Here is a 20,741-nt window from a genome sequence, read left to right as displayed (position 1 = left end):
TCTATAGTTAAATAGTATTAAATGAGAGAAGGTAAAGAAAACAGGGAGCACATTGAACAAAAAGCTTTTGGCTCAAGGGATTTTATGGCTAGAAAGCTTTATGCTTAAGAAGCTTTGTAATTAGAAAAAGATGTGATTAATAAATTTTAGGATTAAGAAGCAAGCACAAAAAAAGCTGAGATAGACTCAGCTTTTTCATTATTAGCAATTATTTGTAGCCTAATATCTAGACCTAATAGCTTCTTCCAGATTTAGTCATTTTCAAGGAAAGAACGCAAGTGCTCAGAACGTGATGGGTGACGTAACTTACGCAGTGCTTTTGCTTCGATCTGACGGATACGCTCACGCGTTACATCGAACTGCTTCCCGACTTCTTCCAACGTATGGTCTGTTGGCATATCGATACCGAAACGCATTTTCAGTACACGTGCTTCACGCTCAGTCAGGTTGCCCAGTACGTCGCGAGTGGCTTCTTGAAGGCCAGCAGACGTTGCATCATCGACAGGGCTTGAGATCGTACCATCTTCGATGAAATCACCTAGGTGCGAGTCTTCGTCATCACCGATAGGGGTTTCCATAGAGATTGGTTCTTTAGCAATCTTAAGCACTTTACGGACCTTGACTTCGTCCATTTCTAAGCGTTCGCCTAATTCCTCAGGCGTTGGCTCGCGCCCCATTTCTTGTAGCAACTGACGTGAGACACGGTTTATCTTATTGATTGTCTCAATCATATGGACAGGGATACGAATGGTACGCGCTTGGTCAGCGATAGAACGGGTAATCGCCTGACGAATCCACCATGTTGCATAGGTTGAGAATTTATAACCACGGCGATATTCAAACTTATCAACCGCTTTCATCAGACCGATGTTACCTTCTTGGATTAGATCCAAGAACTGTAGGCCACGGTTGGTATATTTTTTGGCGATAGAGATAACCAGACGTAGGTTAGCTTCAACCATTTCTTTTTTCGCGCGGCGAGCTTTTGCTTCACCGACAGCCATACGGCGTGCCACGTCTTTCATGTCGTGGATTTTCATGTCGAGCTGCTGCTCATAATCACGGATACGACGTTGTAATAAGATAACGTCATCAGTAACTTTCTCTAGCGTACCAGCAAATGCAGGCTTGCCTTTGATGCGTTCAATCAACCAATCCACGTTGGTTTCATTGCTTGGGAAGGTCTTACGGAACTCTTCACGCGGCATACGACCACGGCGAATCACCAAACGCATGATTTGGCGTTCTTGCTTACGTACGTCGTCATAGACATCATGCATGATGGCCATAACTTGGTCTGACAAGCGATTGTTCAATTTTAGCATCATAAAGCGTTCAGCAAGTAGGGCATACGCTGTATCCGCTTGTACACTACCACGACCATAGTCTAGCAATGCTTGCTTAGCTTTGATAAATAGATGTTCGATTTCTTCTAGACGTAAACGAACTTCTTCTGGATCGAGACCGCTGGTTTCTTCTTCAGCTTCTTCTTCAACATCGTCTGCGTCGTCATCTTCGTCGTCATCTTCGAGCGCTGCTTTAGCATTGACTTTTGCTTTGACAACCGGTGGGTTTTCTTTTTCTTCTTTGAGACGTTCACGTTCTTCTCTTGCTGCCTCTTTCGCTTCTTGGGCAGCGATTTTGTCTTCTTCGGTTTCAGGATCTAAGAAACCAGTGATGACATCAGACAGCTTTTTTTCGCCATCTTGTACTTTTTGATATTCATCAAGAACGAACTGTACAGTACCAGGCCAGTAAGACATGGCATGCTGCACATCACGAATACCTTCTTCGATACGTTTAGCAATGTAAATCTCACCTTCGCGGGTCAGTAGATCAACCGTACCCATTTCACGCATATACATACGTACAGGGTCAGTAGTACGACCAGGCTCGGTTTCAACAGAGGCAAGTACTGCCGCTGCTTCGTCTGCTGCCATATCGTCATCACTTGAGTCATCGTTCATCAAGATGTCGTCGGCATCAGGAGCTGCCTCAAAGATTTTGATACCAACATCGGTCAGCATTTGCACAATGTCTTCGATCTGATCGCTTTCGGTAATAGAGTCGGGCAGCTGGTCATTCACCTCAGCATAGGTAAGATACCCTTGCTCTTTGCCCATTTGGATTAAGGTGGCCAGTTGAGATGTGGACTTGGAAACTGACTTATCGTTCATAAATACTCGCTTACTTGCATCGGACATTTTTATATTGTGACTCGCTATCGCTGGCTGGGTGCGTTGATCTTATCAGTCGATTGATCAAAATATGGCGTAGAGGTTGTCAATAATATCAAAAATGAGTGGATATGAATAAAGGCTCAAAACACTACAATAACAATGCTGAAAAACAGCTAAAAATTAGAAAAGCTAAAAAACTTAAATTTCAATATAGTACTTAAAAGAATTTAATACTTAAAATAGTATCTAAAAATTGATACGTAAAAATAATACCTAAAATTTGTGCTTAACGATGCATGCTCACCATCATTCACCAAGCAGTGCTGTCAATATACAGCGGCACAGTTTAACACAGACCACAGTCGTCAAGCACGAGCTAGTGATAGCTATCAACCATTTTTTACTGATTATCTGCCATCAGTCAAATGATTTGAGAGTGACTCATGCTACTGGGCATAATCATTAATAGTGGGGGCAGCTGCTAGACTTTTAAAGGGTCAACATTTGAAATTAAAAATTAAGATTGCACAGTGACCATTTGTGCCGATTGCTCTGCCTGCTGCGCTCGCAGCCAATCATTTAATAATTGAGTTTGTTTACGAACTATCGCAAGCTTAATATGATCAGGATTCTGTATCAATTCTTGTATTTTTTTCTTCATATTGCGCTCAAGCAATTGACTAACTAACTCTTCAATTAAGCCATCAAGTCCCAAAATATTGCGTGCGGTTAATGCTTTATAAAATCCGCCCCAATTACGGCTGAGCATATCTTGGGTCGCAGGTTTTACATTCGATAAGATGAAATGTGCCGCTGCGTTAACATCTTTTGGTAGGTAATTAAGACAGAGCTTGATGGTGCTTACGATGTCTAGCAGCGCCGCATCTTGCAAGTCTTCCCAAGCAAGAGGGCGCAGAGTATCAGGCGATGCTTTTTGTTTAATATGAGTAGGCAGGTGTAAGCCATTAATCCCTGACTGTTGCCAAATCGACTCAATAGGGTCGTCGATTAACGTTCGAGGCTGAAACAAAAAGCAAAGCTGCAATTGCTGACTGATGGTCATATCACCATCAAAATCTAGCAGCGCGTCTTTAGCCTCGACATTTTGACTGCGCCTGCCACCCAGCTTTTGATAAACGTCATTGTTGAGCAAATAGCGAAAGCTACTGCCTTTGGGAAGGGCAGTCGTCAATGAGCGCACTTGGGACATAAGTTTGGCTTTGCCTTCAGCCAGACTCATGTCATAACGATCACTCAAATACGCAAAGATATACTGTGATAGCGGCATGGCATTAGCGATTTGCTCACGCATGGCATCGCTACCCTGACTCTTAATAAAAGTATCAGGATCATGATTGTTAGGTAGCGTTAAAAACCGCAGCTCTTTATCATCGGCCAATACAGGCAGAGCCACTTCGAGCGTACGCCAAGCGGCTTTTTGTCCCGCACTATCCCCATCAAAGCTCAAAGTGAGTGTCGGGTTAAGTGTCAGTAATCGTGATATTTGGCTCTCATTAATCGCTGTACCCATCGAGGCGATTGCCCCATAGATACCTGCTTGATAAAGAGCGATCACATCCATATAGCCTTCGACCACCAGCCAGCTGTCGGCGCGCTGCTGACGCGATTCATAATAGCCATACAGTACATGCTGCTTATGAAAGACGGGCGAGTCTGAGGAGTTGATATATTTAGGCTTTACTTCGTCATCGAGGGCTCGACCACCAAAACCGATAGTGCGGCCTTGGTTATCACGAATTGGAAAGATGACTCGGTCGCGCAATAGGTCGTAGTCACGTCCAGACTCTGATTGACGTACCAGTCCTAAAGCTTTTAGTCCTTCAATATCCTGCGGGAATTGATGCTCAAGATGTTGCCAGCCAAATGGTGCGTAGCCAAGACCAAAAGTCTCAAAGATATCTTCAGTGATACCGCGTGATAAAAAGTAATGTTTGGCATGGGGATGCGTGGTCAAGTTATGCTGATAAAACTGCTGAATTTGCTCTAGTAACTCATATAGATTGCCATCTTTATCATCGCTTTGCTCAATACCATGAGCATCATGCATACCAGCGTTGGTATCCGTATCGGTTAGCCATGCTGGCGGGTAGCCGCTGTCATCTGCGTGGATCGCTGAATAGTCTGAGGAATAGGCTTCTGAAGGGTAAGCATCCATCGCGTAGGCCGCTGAATCATATGCCTCTAATGGCGGAAAATTCTCGTAGCCCTGATTATCATCATGACTTGGCTGGTCTATGTAATTTTGGGCACTTTGAGCGCCATTGTCTTGATGGTTGCCTTTATGTATGTTGCCTTGATTGACTCTACTATGTTCTAGCGTTGGGCTAGGCACATTTTGTACAGGTGGAGTCATAGGTTTGGGTGCGCGACGTTGATAACTAACGTTTTGCTGTTCTTCTTTTGGTACTTCGATGCCTGTTTGTTTTGATAGTTCATTAACCGCCTCAATGAACGTTAAATTCTCATAGTCACGCAGAAAGCTGATGGCATTGCCACCCACGCTACAACCAAAGCAGTGGTAAATATTTTTTTGTGGATTGACATAAAAAGAAGGCGATTTTTCACCGTGAAAAGGGCAGCAGCCTTTATATTCGCTACCAGCGCGTTTTAGCGTCGTATGTTTGCCAATGATGCTGATCAGGTCAGCTTGGCTATTTAATTGGTCAAGAATATGGTTAGGAATGCTCATACAAAAAACAGTTTACCATAGGTCGATTATGTTGGGGCAAAGCTAATAATATACTGCTAGAAAAATAAGGCCAACATAATGTTGACCTTATTATTGATAGAGCAGACTGTGTTATTTTACTCGATTAGTACTGTCTAATTATTCACTATCTACATCATCGTTAGGAAGGGTAGTACGTCTGACTGGATTGGTGTTTTGTGGATCGACGTTGGCTTCTCTTGCAGTTGAGCCAGTGCTTGATTGACTGGTCACACGCTCAGCTGAGGCTTCAGGCAGACCTAAGCCTAAGCTAACACCATTTCCCGTAGCAGCATTATTTGCTACTGGGGCGTTAGCGACTGGAGTATTGGCAGACGTCGTGTTTGTCCCTGCTAGTCTTAACTGGGCTGCATTACGAATCATCTGCGTCTTGGTTGCACCATTATACTCGCCAGATGCGACTGATTTGTCAGTCGTGTTCGAACGACCAAGTTTGCCAAAGGTAATTTTATTAAGCCAAGTACGATCACGTTTGGTGCTTAACTTCACACTACCATTGCTGGTCAGCATTTCTGGGTAGTTGATCTGCAACAGCGTTTTGTACTCATTTGCCAAATCGGTTAGACCAAGTTTTTCATGGCTATAAGCCAATACTGCAAGCGCATCTGGCGTTGACTCACTAAGCGGATAGTACTGGAAAACCCATTTAGCACGGTTAACCGCTGCTACATACGCTTCACGCTCGATATACCAATTGGCTGCGCTCATTTCGCTCTCAGCAAACTGATTGTAGATGAACGTCATACGCTGAGCAGCATCAGGTGCATAAGGGCTATTTGGATATTTATTGATAAGTTCTTGGAAATTGGCAAAGGCAATACGCAAATATGCAGTATCACGCTCAGCTTGGTTAAGCTTAAATAGTTTTAGGCTCTCAGATGAGCCTTCCATATTGGCGACGCCGCGTACATAGTAGGCGTAACTGACTTGTGGGTTAGACGGGTAGAGACGGATGAACTGCTCAGCACTTGTCGCCGCCATCTCGTATTTGCCGCCTTCGTACTGCGCATACATCATGTCAAGCAAAGCTTGCTCAGCGTATTGTCCTGTCGGGTAGAATGTACGTAGATTGGTCAGCTCTTCAATACCTTGGATATAATGACCTTTGTCAATCTGGTCGACAGCCTCGTTATAATATCCTTGCTCTGATTTTTCAGCTGTTTCTATTGCCTCACCCTCTTCGGCGCCAGTTAGGTTTTTAAAAGTCTGGCAACCCACTAGATTGACGCTAAGCGCTAGTAGAGTTATTGAGGACAGTTTGATAAACGTATTGCCAACAGCTTGCATACTTCTTCTCCGACACAAGGCGCATAATAGCAGCAGCGCTATCATGCTATATAAAAGGTTAGTGATAAAAAATGACGCTAAATAGTCAGCGATCCACAAGCAAAAATTTTTTATCGAATGCAGTTTTTGTTATGACGTATTGTACTGATAGATTGGGTTTGATACATAGCGCTTTTATAATAAGCCAGTCATAGACTACATGCATTTAACCATAGTCAAACGGTTTGAATGCAAATACGGCCAACAAACTCCAGTGCTATTTTCATACTGTATCTAAATACGGCATTCGTATACAGTGCCATAGCATACAGCAAAATATGGCTATACTTTATAGAATAACATTTGCTACGTCTATTTTTTCGCCATCTATATTGTATAGGCAGTTTAACATGAGCGGCTGTTGCGAGCGATATCGAATGTCGCTAGCATGAGTAAATATACAGTAAATTACAGCAATGTCATGTTCTAGAGAGTTAAGTGATGCGTCTTACCGCCCAAAGTTATGCTCAAATATCAATATATAGAACGCACTTCTATAGGGCTTATGCGCGCGGCATGATACACTAGAGCGGTATTGTCTCCGCTTTTTTGTACCTTGAAGGTTGTTATCTACCATTTGTAGGCAAAAAACTATAATCAAAAAACGACAATTTTTTATACTGCTATTTATCATACTATTTTCGAAGTCACCTCACAGAATACTGTCAGGGACTTTGCCATGTATCAATATACCAATCCGCTATGAATAATGATGCCATGACTACCCATTTATCACCGAATCAATCGCTAGATACTGATTCATCAGCACAAGAGTCACCAATGCCAAATGATGTTTTGAACAATAATGAGCTACCTGATAGTCAAACAATAACAACTGAGCAAGCGCATAATGATGCTCTTGATAATGAAGAGATGCTCATCGATGATGGTAATGATCTGAACGATAGCGACATTGATGATAATGATATTGATGACAGCGATATGGACGGTGACGACGATGAAGCGCCAGTAGCGGGTCAAGCTGTACCAGTGATTGTAGAAATGACGCATGTTGTCACAGAAGATCAGGCTGGTCTGCGTATTGATAAGGTCGCCTCACAAGCGTTTTCAGACTTTTCGCGTGTGCAACTCCAGAACTGGATTACTGACGGCAGTTTGCTCTACAACGGTAGTGTTCAAAAACCAAAAGTCCGTGTCAAAGCAGATGATGTATTGCATCTATCAACGACGTTACAGCAGCATGGCGAAGACCAGCCAGAAAACATAGATATCGATGTCGTCTATGAGGATGATGATGTATTGGTAATCAATAAACCTGTCGGTATGGTGGTTCATCCTGGCGCTGGTAATCAAAACGGTACTTTGGTCAATGCATTGTTATACCATTATCCTCAGCAGCATCATTTACCGCGTGCAGGTCTTGTGCACCGTATTGATAAAGACACCTCTGGATTGCTACTGATTGGTAAAACCAAACCTGCTCAGATGGCATTGATGGAGCAGCTAAAAGACAAGTCTGTTTATCGTCACTATAAGTGTGTGGTTGCAGGGGATCAGGCAAGCTTATCTCGTCATCGTCGTATTGACGCGCCGATTGGCCGCCACCGTAACCAGCGTACTAAGATGACGGTGATGACTGCCGGTCGCGAAGCAGTAACGCATCTGCTAAATGTCACACCATTAAACGAAAATTACTGCCTATTAGATGTCGGGCTTGAGACTGGACGTACGCATCAAATTCGCGTGCATCTAAGTCATGTTACTTATCCATTAGTCGGTGACCGCGTCTATGGCGGCCGTCGTCAGTTGCGCTCTGGATTGACAGAAGCCCAGCGCCAAGCTATTAATAATTTTCCGCGCCAAGCATTGCACGCCTATACACTAGGGTTCGTGCATCCGACGACAGGGGAGGACATTGAAGTCACGACGCCACTACCTGAAGATATGCAAAAACTCATGGAAGTGCTAAGCGACGGTTATTATGAAGAGTAAACGCTAACGTTTACTAGATGAGAGGTTAGATCGAGCAGCCATGATGAATACGTTCCCGATGACAATGATTGCGAAAATTGATGATGTGGCTATTTTTCAGACGGCCGCTTTTACGCATGATGATATTGATGATTCTGCTACCAAAAACCAGCGTACAGGGTTTGAGGGTCAGTCAAATTACGGTGAGCTAAATCTAGGCCTCCATGTCAATGATAATGCACCGAAAGTGTTAGATAACCGTATGAGTCTATTGGCTGCTATTAATGAGCAGCTAGTAGATGAGTCTGCACAAAGCGAGCAGCATGCAGCTATCAATCGTTTGCATTGGGTCAGTCAGGTTCATGGTAAAAACATTCATGATGTCGATGCTACTACGCTGAATATGGCGCCAGTGTCTGCTGATGCGATGGTCAGTCAACAAAATGGTCGCGGTCTAGCAATCATGACGGCAGATTGTGTACCTGTCGTTTTATATCAGCCCACCAGTGGCAAAATCGCAGCGATTCATGCAGGCTGGCAAGGATTGGCCTGCGGTATCATACAAGAAACTGTCAACCGATTTACCGATTCAGGCCCTATTCAAGCTTGGATAGGAGTGTGTATCAGTCAGGAAAACTATGAAGTAAACACAGACGTTCGCGATAAGCTATTGGCTGGGTGTATAGCCAATCAGACGTTGCCACAGCCACATATCGATGACTTTGTGTCGCTATTTTCTATACCGTCTCATGATGACAAAATAAAGCTGGATTTACCGAAGCTGGCTGCCATGCAGTTAGAAGCTACTGGGGTTACAGTTATGAATAATTTACCTGTTGACTGTAGCTATGCAGATACACACTATTACTCGTATCGTCGCCAGACTCATATGCAGCAACCTTCCACAGGTCGGATGGCACTGGTCATCGTTCGTCGTTAGCAGCTTTATAGTCAGCGAACTACTAAACCGCTACGGTGTTACCCTCCCTAGATGTACTATATGTACAATCTACGGTCGGCTGCCTTGTAGCTGTTTTAGATTTCTTTGACTATATAATAATGAGTGATGGAAACGAAGTGATAAACAATAAAAAAACAGCAGATTATTCTGCTGTTTTTTTATTTGAGAGCTAAATCTGTACTAACCCAAGGTCTGTATTAACAAACGGAGTCGCTAGATTTTGGCACTGATAAGCCAAATATAGGACGTAAATACAGTGCCAAGAACGTACCTGCCATTGCCAGTATGCCCCAAATATAGCCATGTAAGCTAAAAGAAGCAATACCACCAAAGTAAGCGCCGATATTACAACCAAATGCTAGACGGGCACCATATCCCATCATCAATCCGCCAATGACTGATGCTGCAAAGTTACCTGCAGTAATCTTAGTAAATTTGAACAAACCACCAGCAGCAGAGGCGATAAATGCGCCAATGATGATACCGATATTCAATACAGTGGTCGAATCTGCAAATACAGAAGCTTCAAGCGCTGCTGCATTGGCGCCTTGCCAATAGCCCCAGCTAGCCACGTCCATGCCAAAGCCGCTTGCAATTTTAGAGCCCCACAATGTAAATGCCGACGTAATGCCCCATGGTTGCCCACGTGTGAGTAATGTCAGACCGTTAAGTAACGCCAAGACGATTGCGGCAGCAAATAGTGGCCAAGAACCACGAAAGATTCGTTTCCAGCCAGACTCAGAAGGCACTGGCGCCATTTTAGGTGCGTTTCTTTTTTTCTCAACAACTAATGTTACCAATGCAATGGCGCCGAATATCGCAAGCGACACCAGCCATGCACCTGTATAACCCAGCCCTGTAGAGGTTGCTAAAGAGAAAGGCGCATAAGCGGGCATCTCTTCTGTCCAGAATGGCAAGTGGTAAGCACCAATCGTGGCGCCTACTATGAAGAAAATAAAGGTAATGAACATAACAGAACGTCCACCGCCTACCGCGTAGAGCGTACCAGAGGCACAGCCACCACCGAGTTGCATACCGATACCGAATACAAATGCGCCTACGACCAGACTGACTCCTAATGGTGCAACGTAACCTGCGACAGGACCGCCAAATAGCGTCGTGCCATAAGCAAGGATTGGTGCAAACAGCGTGACAGCAACTGCTAGCATTAACATATGGGAGCGCATTGCCTGACCGTTACCCACGGACATCATACGTCTAAAGGCAGACGTAAAACCAAAACGGGCATGAAACAGGGTATAGCCTAACAATAGACCTATGCAAAGTAACAGTGATTGAGAGATATGCTGAGTGGCTAATAGATACGCTAGCACTATTACTCCTACGATGCCGCCTCCCATAATCAAGGGTTTCTGAGGCGCATCTAATGCGAGATCATCTCTGATAATAGGATCTTTTGTATCGTTTACAGGTTGAACGAGAGTAGTAGTCAAGGTAATAGCTTCCTTATCCGATGATGTTATCAGATATCATTTTTATAAGAATTTATATGGGTATGGTTACACAGGTTTGCCGAGGTAAAAACTATACTTCTGCTAATTCGACTAATATGGTTAAGCAGTAAGAAACGTACATCATAATCCTATTGCCATTAATGTAAACACAATGAGATTAGAAAAAATAGAATTATTATATGATTATATGGAATAAGTGAACTGATGTATATGTTACCTGATACTAACAGCTACTTATAGTTCTGATAATTATAGATTTATAAATCATTGAAGGATAATTCTTGCTACTTGAGTGTTTAATAGGAACTACCTATTTATACAAAATAGTTTAATAGTATGTGTGCTTTTGTTAGATAGACTTTAATTAATAACTTAAAAAGAAAAATACGTCTGATACAATAGACTTGAATTCAATGAAGTTCATCGCATATATACTGGTATGTATACGCTGTCCTACAGAGATTATATTTTTGCTTCCTTATCATTGATATTTCGCCAATTAGATTGACTTAGAAGTACTTTGCTTGATTCTAGTATAGTTCCTGACAATTCGAGAATTTAAGCTATCGCCAAGTACTTATTGATGAAAATAGAGTCACTAGCTGTAGATTGTGGCTAAGTATCAAGTATCTTATAAGTTTTATTATTCAACCAATTATTTATTATTAGAGTATGTATGAATACACCTGTTAAATCGTCTGACACCTCGATATCTACTGACAACACGCCTAATGTTTCAATTGCTGTTATCTTCCATAGTAATTATGGGCATACCAAGCGTGTCGCTGAGGCGATAGTACAAGGTGCGCATCAGCAGCTGCCAGAAGCGCAAGCTAAGGCTGTCGATGTGTATGAGGTTGATTGGGATTATTTAGATCAGGCAGATTTGCTGGTTTTCGGTAGTGCCGTATATATGGGTAGTGTGACGGCTGAATTTAAAACGTTTATGGATGAGACATCTAAGCGTTGGTATCATCGCAAATGGGAAGGTAAATGGGCAGCCGCTTTTGCCAATTCGGGCGGCCTGAGTGGTGATAAACTTGCCGTATTGCAGCAGATTTCTTTATATGCCATGCAGCATGGTATGAATTGGATTGGTCTGCCATTGATGCCGACAGGTCATGAGGCTCATGATTTGAACCGTCTCTCTAGCTTTTTAGGTCTAATGACTCAGTCGCTTGATGGACCACCTGAAGAGACACCGGGTTCTGGTGATATTGATACTGCTATTTGGTTTGGCGATCATCTGGCCAAAACGATTATTAAGCATCAACCAGCTGATACTAAGCGCTAAATACAGCTAGAGCCAACAGAGTAATTAAACGAAAAAGCAGACATTATCGATGTCTGCTTTTTTTATGGCAATTTGTATTGAGCGATCAGTCAGTTAAGCCCAAAGCTCTGTTTATTGAGCAACAATCTTGGTAGGAGCAGGGTTTACGGGAATAGGGTTGTCAACAAATTGAAACGATTGACAGCCCCCTAATAGCATCGTTGCTACTAGCAAATAGGTAAGCGCTAATGACTTCATAGTAATATCTCAAAAACGATTTTGGCCCAACGACATGTCACAACTACCCATCATCAGAAGCATAGCAGTGAAAAGTCAGGCTTATTTTCAGACATTATATATAAAATCATCTGACTATAGCAGTTTAAAAAGGATATATGTATTTGATGCTGTTTTTACGCACGTTATCTCACTGTTTGTCGTACAAATTATCTAATACCTAATTTTATTTACCATATATTAAATTTAAAATATTTATAAAAACAGCATCTGATATTGAGTAGCCTGACTATCAATAAAGCCTACAAAACGTATAGCTATTTTCTTATGTTTGAGTTATCCACCAATTATCAGCCAACGGTGAGATAGTATCTATAGGCATTTTAACGGGTTGTGTTATAAATAAGAATAGTGATAATATGTTGAAAGCTGACCAAATAGTCAAGTATCCTAACGTACGAGTTTTCTAACAAAATTGTTCGATGAACGCTAATGTTTGCAACCAATTATATCTGGTATAGAGAGTGAGCTTTACCCGATTCGACCCTCTTGCATAATAAGAATGTGCTAGTAAGCAAAGCCGCACATACCTTAGCAGTGATAAAGCAGTAGAGCCGTACTTAAACGGTTGCAACATGATACAAACCAAGCGCTTACGTTCAGCATTTAAGCCACCAAATTCCTTAAGCATTAAGCTTATCTTTATTATTTTATTTTAGCCGAGTCTTGCTATGATTAGTTTTTACTTAAATGGGAAACGCCATGAGTTAACCCAACTTAACCCTAATACGACGGTGCTTGAGTATTTACGATTGCATGAAGGCCAAACGGATACTAAGGAAGGCTGTGGTAGTGGTGATTGCGGTGCTTGTACTGTGATGGTCCAGCGTCTGCCTAATACTAGCCAGCAAGTGCTTAATACTGAAAATGGTGATGAAAAAAATGCGACGCCTTCGTTCTATACGATTAACTCCTGCATTACGCTAGTGTCACTTATGGATGGTCACCATCTGATGACAGCCTCTTACTTGGCAGATAACCCTGAAAATCATCCAGACCGTGCACTACTTCATCCAGCGCAGCAAGCGATGGTTGACTGTCATGGGTCACAGTGCGGTTTTTGTACGCCTGGGTTTGTGATGTCACTTGCCTGCGTTTACGAAAATAACCGTATACAGGTAAGTAAAAATGCAGCGAGTTGGAGCGATGCCAAGCAATTAAGCTATGATGAAGTGGTTGCGTCGATATCTGGCAACCTATGTCGCTGCACAGGATATAGGCCTATTATCGAAGCTGGTCTACTGATGAGCGATATCGGTCAGCAGAGAGAAGCAGAGCAGTCAGCGGTGAAAGACCTAACTATCAGTCTAGCGACAGATGCAATGGGCAGTACAGAGAAGTCAGTAGTTTCTAACAACGAGCCAACCGAATTACAAAATCAAGAACCGAAAGCTATTACACCTGCACTCAATGATGCTGGGCGACAGTTGTATATGCCTAAAACATTAGATGAGCTGAATCAAGTCTTAGCAGCCAATCCACAAGCAACGATTTGGGCAGGCGGTACAGATTTGGGATTGAGCGTAACCCAGCATTTGGTTGATCATGAGGTTATTATCCAGCTTTCAGGTGTTGAGACACTAAAGTCATGGTCGCTACTTGACACAAATTCTGACTCGAGCAATGCAGAGGCGGATAACGATCAGTTCTCTAGCCAGTCACTAATACTAGGTGCTGGCATGAGCTATCAGCAGATGTTGCCTGTGCTTGAGCAGTATTTTCCAAGCTTTGCGCAAGTTTTTGAGCGCATTGCCTCTCCGCAAATCCGTAATATGGGCACCATTGGCGGCAATATAGCCAACGCGTCGCCGATTGGTGACTTGCCACCGATTTTATTGGCATTAGATGCGTCAATTCATCTGCGTCATTGCGCGCCTAATTGTGAAAAATCAAGTAGTGATTCAAATAATAGCGGCGCTATTATTTATACGGATGAGATCATACCTTTATCAGAATTTTTCTTAGATTATAAAAAGACCAAATTGCAAGCAGGCAGTTATGTGGTCGCTATCCATATTCCTTTGATGCAAGACAGCCAGCACTTATTTATTCATAAAATTAGCAAGCGCTATGAGGATGATATCTCAGCGTGTCTATTGGCTGCGCGAATTGATGTGTCAGCAGATGGTATGACGATAGAAGGTGCAAAACTTGGGCTTGGCGGCATGGCTGCCATACCATTATTAGCTGTAAGGTGTCAGCAAGCGCTCATTGGACAATCGGCTGAAGTTGCAAGTTTTGAGAAGGCAGCACAAGTCTTGTCTGCAGATGTTACGCCTATGACTGATGTCAGAGCCAGCCGTGAATATCGCTCACATGTGGTACGGCGTTTACTGGTGAAGTGCGGTAAGCAGTTGGTAGCAGGTAGACCGACCGAGACCGCTTAACTAGTAGCGTTGTTTGCCAATACTGCCTAATTCTTATATTTGCCAAAAATAAAAAAGCATCAATCAAAGAGACCCATTATGAGCCATCATTCGTCCTTATTTGACAGTTATAGTATTCGCCGCGTACGTCCGCCAAAAAATAAAATTGGCACCTCGGCTAAGCATGATAGTGCGATCAGCCAAGTAATGGGGACGGCGACTTATGTGGATGATATTGCAAAACCACAAGGCACACTACATCTGGCAGTGGGCAAGAGTAGCCACGCCCATGCACGTATATTGAGTATGGATTTAAGCGCTGTCAGAGATGCGGATGGGGTAATCGATGTTTTAAGCTTCAAAGACTTGCCTGCGCAGACGGATATCGGTGCGGTGTTTGATGGTGAGCCACTGATGGTGGATGAAATCACAGAGTATGTGGGACAGACGCTATTTGTGGTAGTGGCGCGCAGTCATCGTGCTGCTAAAAAAGCTGCCACTAAGGTAGTGGTAGAATATGAGCCATTGCCAGCAGTACTTAGTATTGATAAAGCATTAGAGCAAGAGTTTTTTGTGCGTCCGAGTCATTTTATGAAGCGTGGGGATGCTGCGACTGCGCTTGAGAACTCGCCGATTCGCATTGAAGGTCATATTCATATGCGCGGGCAGGAGCACTTTTATCTCGAAGGCCAAGTATCTTATGTGGTGCCTTGTGACGATGGCGGGCTAGAAGTGTATACCTCTTCACAGCACCCAAGCGAAGTACAGCAACTGGTCGCCGAGGTTACCGACTTACCATTTCACGCGGTAAACACAGTTGTACGCCGTATGGGTGGCGGCTTTGGTGGTAAAGAGACACAAGCTGCTGCTTGGGCATGTCTATGCGGTATTATCGCTAAAAAGTATAACGTCCCTGTCAGCATGCGCTTAGATCGACAAGACGATATGGTCGTGACAGGTAAGCGTCATGAGTTTGCCAACCGCTACGAAGTCGGTTTGGATGAGTCTGGCCGTATATTAGGCGTTGATATGCAACTGGCTGGCTTGTGTGGTTATGCGCCAGATTTGTCTGACGCCATCGTTGATCGCGCGATGTTCCATTGTGACAATGCCTACTATTATCCAGCGGCCCACGTAGCAGGTCATCGTTGTAAGACACATACGGTATCCAATACTGCTTATCGAGGGTTTGGTGGTCCACAAGGTCTAATGACTGCTGAATATATGATGGATCATATTGCCTATGCCTTAGGGCAGGACCCGCTGCAAGTACGTTTAGCAAACTTATATCAAGATGGTCAAAGCACCCATTACGGTCAAACTATCGAGCATTTTGATTTGGCGGCCATTATGGGCAAATTGGCAGACGATTGCGATTACGACAATCGTCGTCAACGAATCCTACAAGCCAACAAACAAGCTGCTGCTAAAGGCAGTGATAAACGCTTAGGTCTTGCTTTAACGCCAGTAAAATTCGGTATTTCATTTACGGTGCAAACGCTTAATCAGGCAGGTGCATTGGTACATATTTATACCGATGGTAGTATCCACCTCAATCATGGTGGTACAGAGATGGGGCAAGGGCTGTATATCAAAATCGCCCAGATTGTCGCCAACGAGTTCGATGTGGATTTGGATACGGTAAAAGTATCAGCGACGCGCACAGATAAAGTGCCTAACACTTCACCAACTGCCGCATCATCAGGTACAGATATTAATGGTAAGGCGGCGCAGAACGCTTGCTTAAGCATCAAAGCGCGCATCGTTGAATTTGCGGCTGAGCATTTTGACGTGGCGCAAGCAGACATACGTTTTGAAAATAACCATGTCTACATCGGTGATAAAGAAACGCTGACCTTTGCGGAAATGATTCAACTGTCATACCAGAACCGTATCAGCTTGTCTTCTACTGGCTACTACAAAACGCCAAAAATATTTTATGATCGCTCTAAAGCATGGGGACGTCCATTCTTTTACTATGCATTAGGTGCTGCCTGTGCTGAGGTTGAGATTGATACGTTGACAGGTGAGTACAAAGTATTGCGCTGTGATGTGCTACATGATGCAGGGCAGTCAATTAATCCGGCTATTGATATCGGTCAGATTGAAGGTGGTTTTGTGCAAGGTATGGGTTGGCTCACGGCAGAAGAGTTGATCTGGAATGATAAAGGTAAGCTCGCCTCTGATAGCCCTGCCAATTATAAAATTCCAACTGCGCATGACTTGCCTAAACAGTGGAATGTCAAATTGTACGATCGCAAAAACGAAGAACAAACCATTTATAACTCTAAAGCCGTGGGTGAGCCGCCGTTTATGCTAGCAGCCAGCGTTTGGTGTGCTCTCAACAATGCGATCGCCAGCCTTGGTGATTATAAAAAGAATCCAGAACTGACCATGCCTGCGACGCCAGAAGCTGTGCTAAAAGCTGTAATGCATATGCAAGGTACCTCATGGGATCTAGAGACAAAAGCAGACAAGGATACGGTTGATAGCCTTGTCGAAGGTGTAGAAGAAAATGGTACTCTCTACAATGACAAAGTAATGCCGCAAGACGTGCGCCATGCTAAAGATATCGACCCAAAAGAAGTAGAAGGTAAACAGACCGATGAGCAGCCAGATGCGATAGAGCACCCAAATGTAGCAGGGGCAAGAGGTCCTGCACACAGTGAGTGATTTATTAGCACCACCAGTTGTTTGGTATGAAGGTCTAGCGCGATATCAGCAGCGAGGTATCGCTCATGTGTTGGCAACGGTCGTAGCTGTGAATGGGTCTGCTCCTCGAGCGCTACAGGCGAAGATGATCGTTACGCAAGATAGTATCGTGGATACGCTGGGCGGCGGCGGTTTAGAGCACGACGTTATCAATACGGCACGGCAGCTATTGAATGGTGAAATTGCAGCAACTGTCTCAAAAGAAGTTAAACCAAAAGTTTCTGAAATTGATGGCGACAGCACGGCAGCATCCTCTAAAGCGGTGCGCCGTGATGCGGTCTATACCAAGCACTACCCGCTAGGCGCAAAATTGGCACAGTGCTGCGGCGGTAGCGTAACTGTTATGTTCGAGTGCTTTAATGTAACACCGCCGATGTCAGTGCTGGTATTTGGGGCAGGACATGTGGCCTCAGCACTCATGACTATTCTTGCTGAGCTGCCATGTCAGGTAGATTGGGTAGACAGTCGCCCAGAGATGTTTGAGCGTTATTTAGTTGATGAATCTAATACTAAGCAATCCAAACGTTATAATTTGCCGGCACATATTCGCCCGCATATCGATGATGAGCCTGTAGATTTTGTGCGCCCATTTATCGTGCAAGGTGGTCAGCGCTTCATTCTGGTTATGACTCATGACCATAGTGTGGATTTTGAGCTAGTGCGGGCGGCATTAGATACTATTTCTGACACCACATCATCTCATGATAAATGCTCAGATGTCACAGCACCTTACGTAGGTTGCATTGCCTCGGCAACCAAAGCCAAGCGTTTTAGAGATCGTTTGGTTCAGCGTGGCTACAGTGACCAACTGGTGAATCAGTTGGTCATGCCTATTGGACAACAAATTGGTGGCAAAGAACCAATGGCGGTGGCGGTTTCTATCGTGGCACAGCTCTTACAGCAATATCATCAAGCTATTTCTTGAACGGCTTACTTCATATAAATTTTATACTTTTCATTAAGTCATTAAAGCGCTCAGTACTATCAAACCATTATGGAATCTACGAATGACCATACATATCTATCAAGCACGACTGCTGCATTATCTGACCGAAAGTGATCGTGCTGAGCGTACAACTTTTACTCGTTTACAGACGCCAACGATTGAGCAGAATATAGGTTTGCTACCAGTGGTTGAAGGTGTAGGGGTCTATCCTGAATATATCGCTGATGGTGCGCTTGTCGTAGATGATGTGACAGGGTGCGTCGTAGAGTATGGTCATAGTGAGACCATACTTACAAAGTATGCTAAGACAGCTGAGCAAGTAGGCCAGCCAGCAGTCAAAATACATGTCTATCGCGATAAGTTGATTATGCCAGGTTTTATCGATACGCATGTACATTATCCACAAATAGATATGATCGCCGCTTACGGTGAGCAATTACTTGATTGGCTTAATAATTATACCTTTGTCACTGAAGCCAATTTTGGTGATCCAAAAGTGGCGCACGATACGGCTAAGTTCTTTTTAAACCAACTGCTGGCTAATGGTACGACAAGTGCCATGGTGTTCTCTACCAGTCATCCGTTATCGGCAGACGCGTTTTTTACGGAAAGTCATAAGCTAAATACCCGTATGATCACGGGCAATGTGCTGATGGACCAAAATGCACCTGCGCAGCTGTGCGTGCCTGCTGAACAAAGTATTCGGGATACCCAAAATATTATCGTTAACTGGCATGAGCGAGGACGCCAACATGTTGCCATCACACCGCGCTTTGCTATTACCTCGACACCCAAGCAACTACAAATGGCAGGTGAGCTGTATGCTAGTTATGAAAGTGTTTATTTGCAGACGCATCTAGCAGAAAACCGTGATGAGATTGCCTTTGTAAAACAGCTTTATCCTAATCATAAAGGCTACTTGGATGTCTATGACGATATGGGACTGCTAGGTCGTCGTACGACTTTGGCGCATGGAATCTATCTTGAGACATCAGAGTACGAGCGCCTACGTGCGACTGGTACACAGATATCACATTGTCCAACGTCTAATCTGTTTTTGGGTAGTGGGTTGTTCGATTTACCCAAGACGTTGAGTTATACCGGTGTCAGTATCGCTACTGATGTCGGGGCAGGGACGAGTCTATCAATGCTGACGACTTTGTCAGAAGCCTACAAAATCCAACAACTGCAAAACAATCAGCTATCTGCTCATCAAGGGCTATACCAAATTACGTTGGGTAATGCACAGTCACTATTATTGGACAATAAAATTGGTAACTTTATGACAAATAAAGAAGCAGATTTTGTGGTCATCGATATGGAGGCAACTGAATTGCTTGAGCGACGCATGGCACAGACTAAGACACTTGAAGAGCAGCTGTTTGTATTGATGATGTTGGGCGATGATAGAGTCATTAATCAAACAGTCATCGCAGGCGTGAATCGATATTGCAAATCTACTTTATCAGCATAAATAGGAAAATCTATCAGTGCTGTAATCACATCAACTACATTAATAGCAAGTGACGCTTCTTTTAGATATAAACGAACCTCTGCTTCTATCCAACAGGAACAGAGGTTTTGATTGTTAATTTCTGTTATATATTAAAAATGGAATTTTACCAATGCACTAGGAGAGTTTTGATTTACGCCATCAACATCGTATTTATTTTTCCAATAACTATACTCCATACCGACTTCTAAACGGTTATCAATACCGAGCACTTCTTGTAAGTTGTATTTAATTTGTGGGTTGATATGAATATTATCTTCAATATCATCATTATTAAATGAATAGTCAATAAAGCCATCTACTACGAAATTATTGCGCTCCCAACCATAGGTTAAGGTGATTTGTTGATCATCGTCAGTATTATCATTAAAGGCGTGATATAGAGTAGCCGACGCAAATTTCGTTCCTGGAATAGGTACATTCAGATCGGCACCAATACCAACCAAATAGTTGTCTTGGTCAAAGCCAGTACTGTTTGAGCCAAATTCATAAGTAGCAGCTAAATTAACTTGCTTAATAAAGCTATTATCAAAAGTTGCCATTTTGAGTGTAGGAGACAGCTCACCGTAAGTTTCTCTAAATCTATTGTTTTCAATATCATTAGCACCTTGGTTACGATCAACGAAGAAGAACACACCGCCCCAGTCGTGCGCAGACACATGTTCTAATGTAGCGGTCGTCAGCTCTCCGTCTTCTACGAGTTCATAATCACTGCCATAAAGCACGGAAATACTTGTGTCAGTAAAAAACGTCTCAGCATGGATACTAGACATGCTACCGAAAGCGGCGATAGCAACTGTCATCACTGACAACGGTTTGAGGAAGGTTTGCTTTCGGCTAGGTGAGTTAGAGAGTAGGCTGGTTCGTAAATCAAAATACAAAATGTGACTCCTTTATATACCATTGAATCTGAATTATCTTAAGTACCTCTTTGTAATAAGCATGCTATTGGTTAGTTCTGTTTTTCGAGTAGACATTGACGAATAGCGTTTTTATACTTACTACTAAATA

The 20,741-nt window shown here is 43.3% G+C and carries 12 protein-coding genes; 7 read left to right on the top strand and 5 right to left on the bottom strand.

The features are described from left to right. Nucleotides 1-251: 251 nt before the first annotated feature. The 3 genes from rpoD to ACT3QN_RS00325 all read right to left on the bottom strand — a co-directional run bounded on the left by rpoD (nt 252) and on the right by ACT3QN_RS00325 (nt 6,216). Complete coding sequence (gene rpoD / locus ACT3QN_RS00335; RefSeq protein WP_444522016.1) at nt 252-2,177, bottom strand: RNA polymerase sigma factor RpoD; 1,926 nt, start codon at nt 2,175-2,177, stop codon at nt 252-254. 520 nt (nt 2,178-2,697) lie between these two features. Continuing rightward, on the bottom strand, nt 2,698-4,890 hold the full coding sequence (locus ACT3QN_RS00330) for a DNA primase (protein WP_444522017.1): 2,193 nt from the start codon (nt 4,888-4,890) through the stop codon (nt 2,698-2,700). A gap of 138 nt (nt 4,891-5,028) precedes the next feature. Further along, the gene (locus tag ACT3QN_RS00325; RefSeq protein WP_444522018.1) at nt 5,029-6,216 is read right to left on the bottom strand and encodes an outer membrane protein assembly factor BamD; all 1,188 of its coding nucleotides are present in this window, start codon (nt 6,214-6,216) and stop codon (nt 5,029-5,031) included. Between the two features lie 756 nt (nt 6,217-6,972). Here ACT3QN_RS00325 and ACT3QN_RS00320 point away from each other — a divergent pair. Together ACT3QN_RS00320 and ACT3QN_RS00315 are read left to right on the top strand one after the other, a co-directional pair. Further along, on the top strand, nt 6,973-8,208 hold the full coding sequence (locus ACT3QN_RS00320; RefSeq protein ID WP_444522019.1) for an RluA family pseudouridine synthase: 1,236 nt from the start codon (nt 6,973-6,975) through the stop codon (nt 8,206-8,208). Between the two features lie 40 nt (nt 8,209-8,248). Then, nucleotides 8,249-9,127, top strand: coding sequence for a polyphenol oxidase family protein (locus ACT3QN_RS00315; protein ID WP_444522020.1), 879 nt, complete (start codon nt 8,249-8,251; stop codon nt 9,125-9,127). Between the two features lie 218 nt (nt 9,128-9,345). Here ACT3QN_RS00315 and ACT3QN_RS00310 read toward each other — a convergent pair whose 3' ends face one another. Further along, nucleotides 9,346-10,602 carry a YeeE/YedE family protein gene (locus tag ACT3QN_RS00310; RefSeq protein ID WP_444522021.1) on the bottom strand — a complete coding sequence of 419 codons (1,257 nt, stop codon included), beginning with the start codon at nt 10,600-10,602 and terminating at the stop codon, nt 9,346-9,348. A 697-nt stretch (nt 10,603-11,299) separates the two neighbouring features. On the opposite strand from ACT3QN_RS00310, the gene ACT3QN_RS00305 reads away from it, so the two are divergent. The 5 genes from ACT3QN_RS00305 to guaD all read left to right on the top strand — a co-directional run bounded on the left by ACT3QN_RS00305 (nt 11,300) and on the right by guaD (nt 19,691). Continuing rightward, nucleotides 11,300-11,917 (top strand): flavodoxin family protein, encoded by a 618-nt coding sequence (locus ACT3QN_RS00305; RefSeq protein ID WP_444522022.1) that lies wholly within the window; start codon nt 11,300-11,302, stop codon nt 11,915-11,917. A 947-nt stretch (nt 11,918-12,864) separates the two neighbouring features. Next, on the top strand, nt 12,865-14,580 hold the full coding sequence (locus ACT3QN_RS00300) for a xanthine dehydrogenase small subunit (protein ID WP_444522023.1): 1,716 nt from the start codon (nt 12,865-12,867) through the stop codon (nt 14,578-14,580). 78 nt (nt 14,581-14,658) lie between these two features. Next, entirely contained in the window at nt 14,659-17,232 is a 2,574-nt protein-coding gene (gene xdhB, locus ACT3QN_RS00295; RefSeq protein ID WP_444522024.1) for a xanthine dehydrogenase molybdopterin binding subunit, read from the top strand. Continuing rightward, nucleotides 17,225-18,196, top strand: coding sequence for an XdhC family protein (locus tag ACT3QN_RS00290; protein ID WP_444522025.1), 972 nt, complete (start codon nt 17,225-17,227; stop codon nt 18,194-18,196). Before xdhB ends, ACT3QN_RS00290 begins: the two co-directional genes overlap by 8 nt. Nucleotides 18,197-18,278: 82 nt before the next feature. Continuing rightward, nucleotides 18,279-19,691 (top strand): guanine deaminase, encoded by a 1,413-nt coding sequence (gene guaD / locus ACT3QN_RS00285; protein ID WP_444522026.1) that lies wholly within the window; start codon nt 18,279-18,281, stop codon nt 19,689-19,691. A gap of 131 nt (nt 19,692-19,822) precedes the next feature. On the opposite strand, the gene ACT3QN_RS00280 is transcribed toward guaD, so the two are convergent. After that, on the bottom strand, nt 19,823-20,611 hold the full coding sequence (locus ACT3QN_RS00280; protein WP_444528709.1) for a DUF5020 family protein: 789 nt from the start codon (nt 20,609-20,611) through the stop codon (nt 19,823-19,825). Nucleotides 20,612-20,741: the final 130 nt, after the last annotated feature.

Source organism: Psychrobacter sp. AOP7-C1-14 (assembly GCF_052376135.1).
Lineage (GTDB): Bacteria > Pseudomonadota > Gammaproteobacteria > Pseudomonadales > Moraxellaceae > Psychrobacter.
This window is presented reverse-complemented; position numbering and strand designations above follow the sequence as displayed.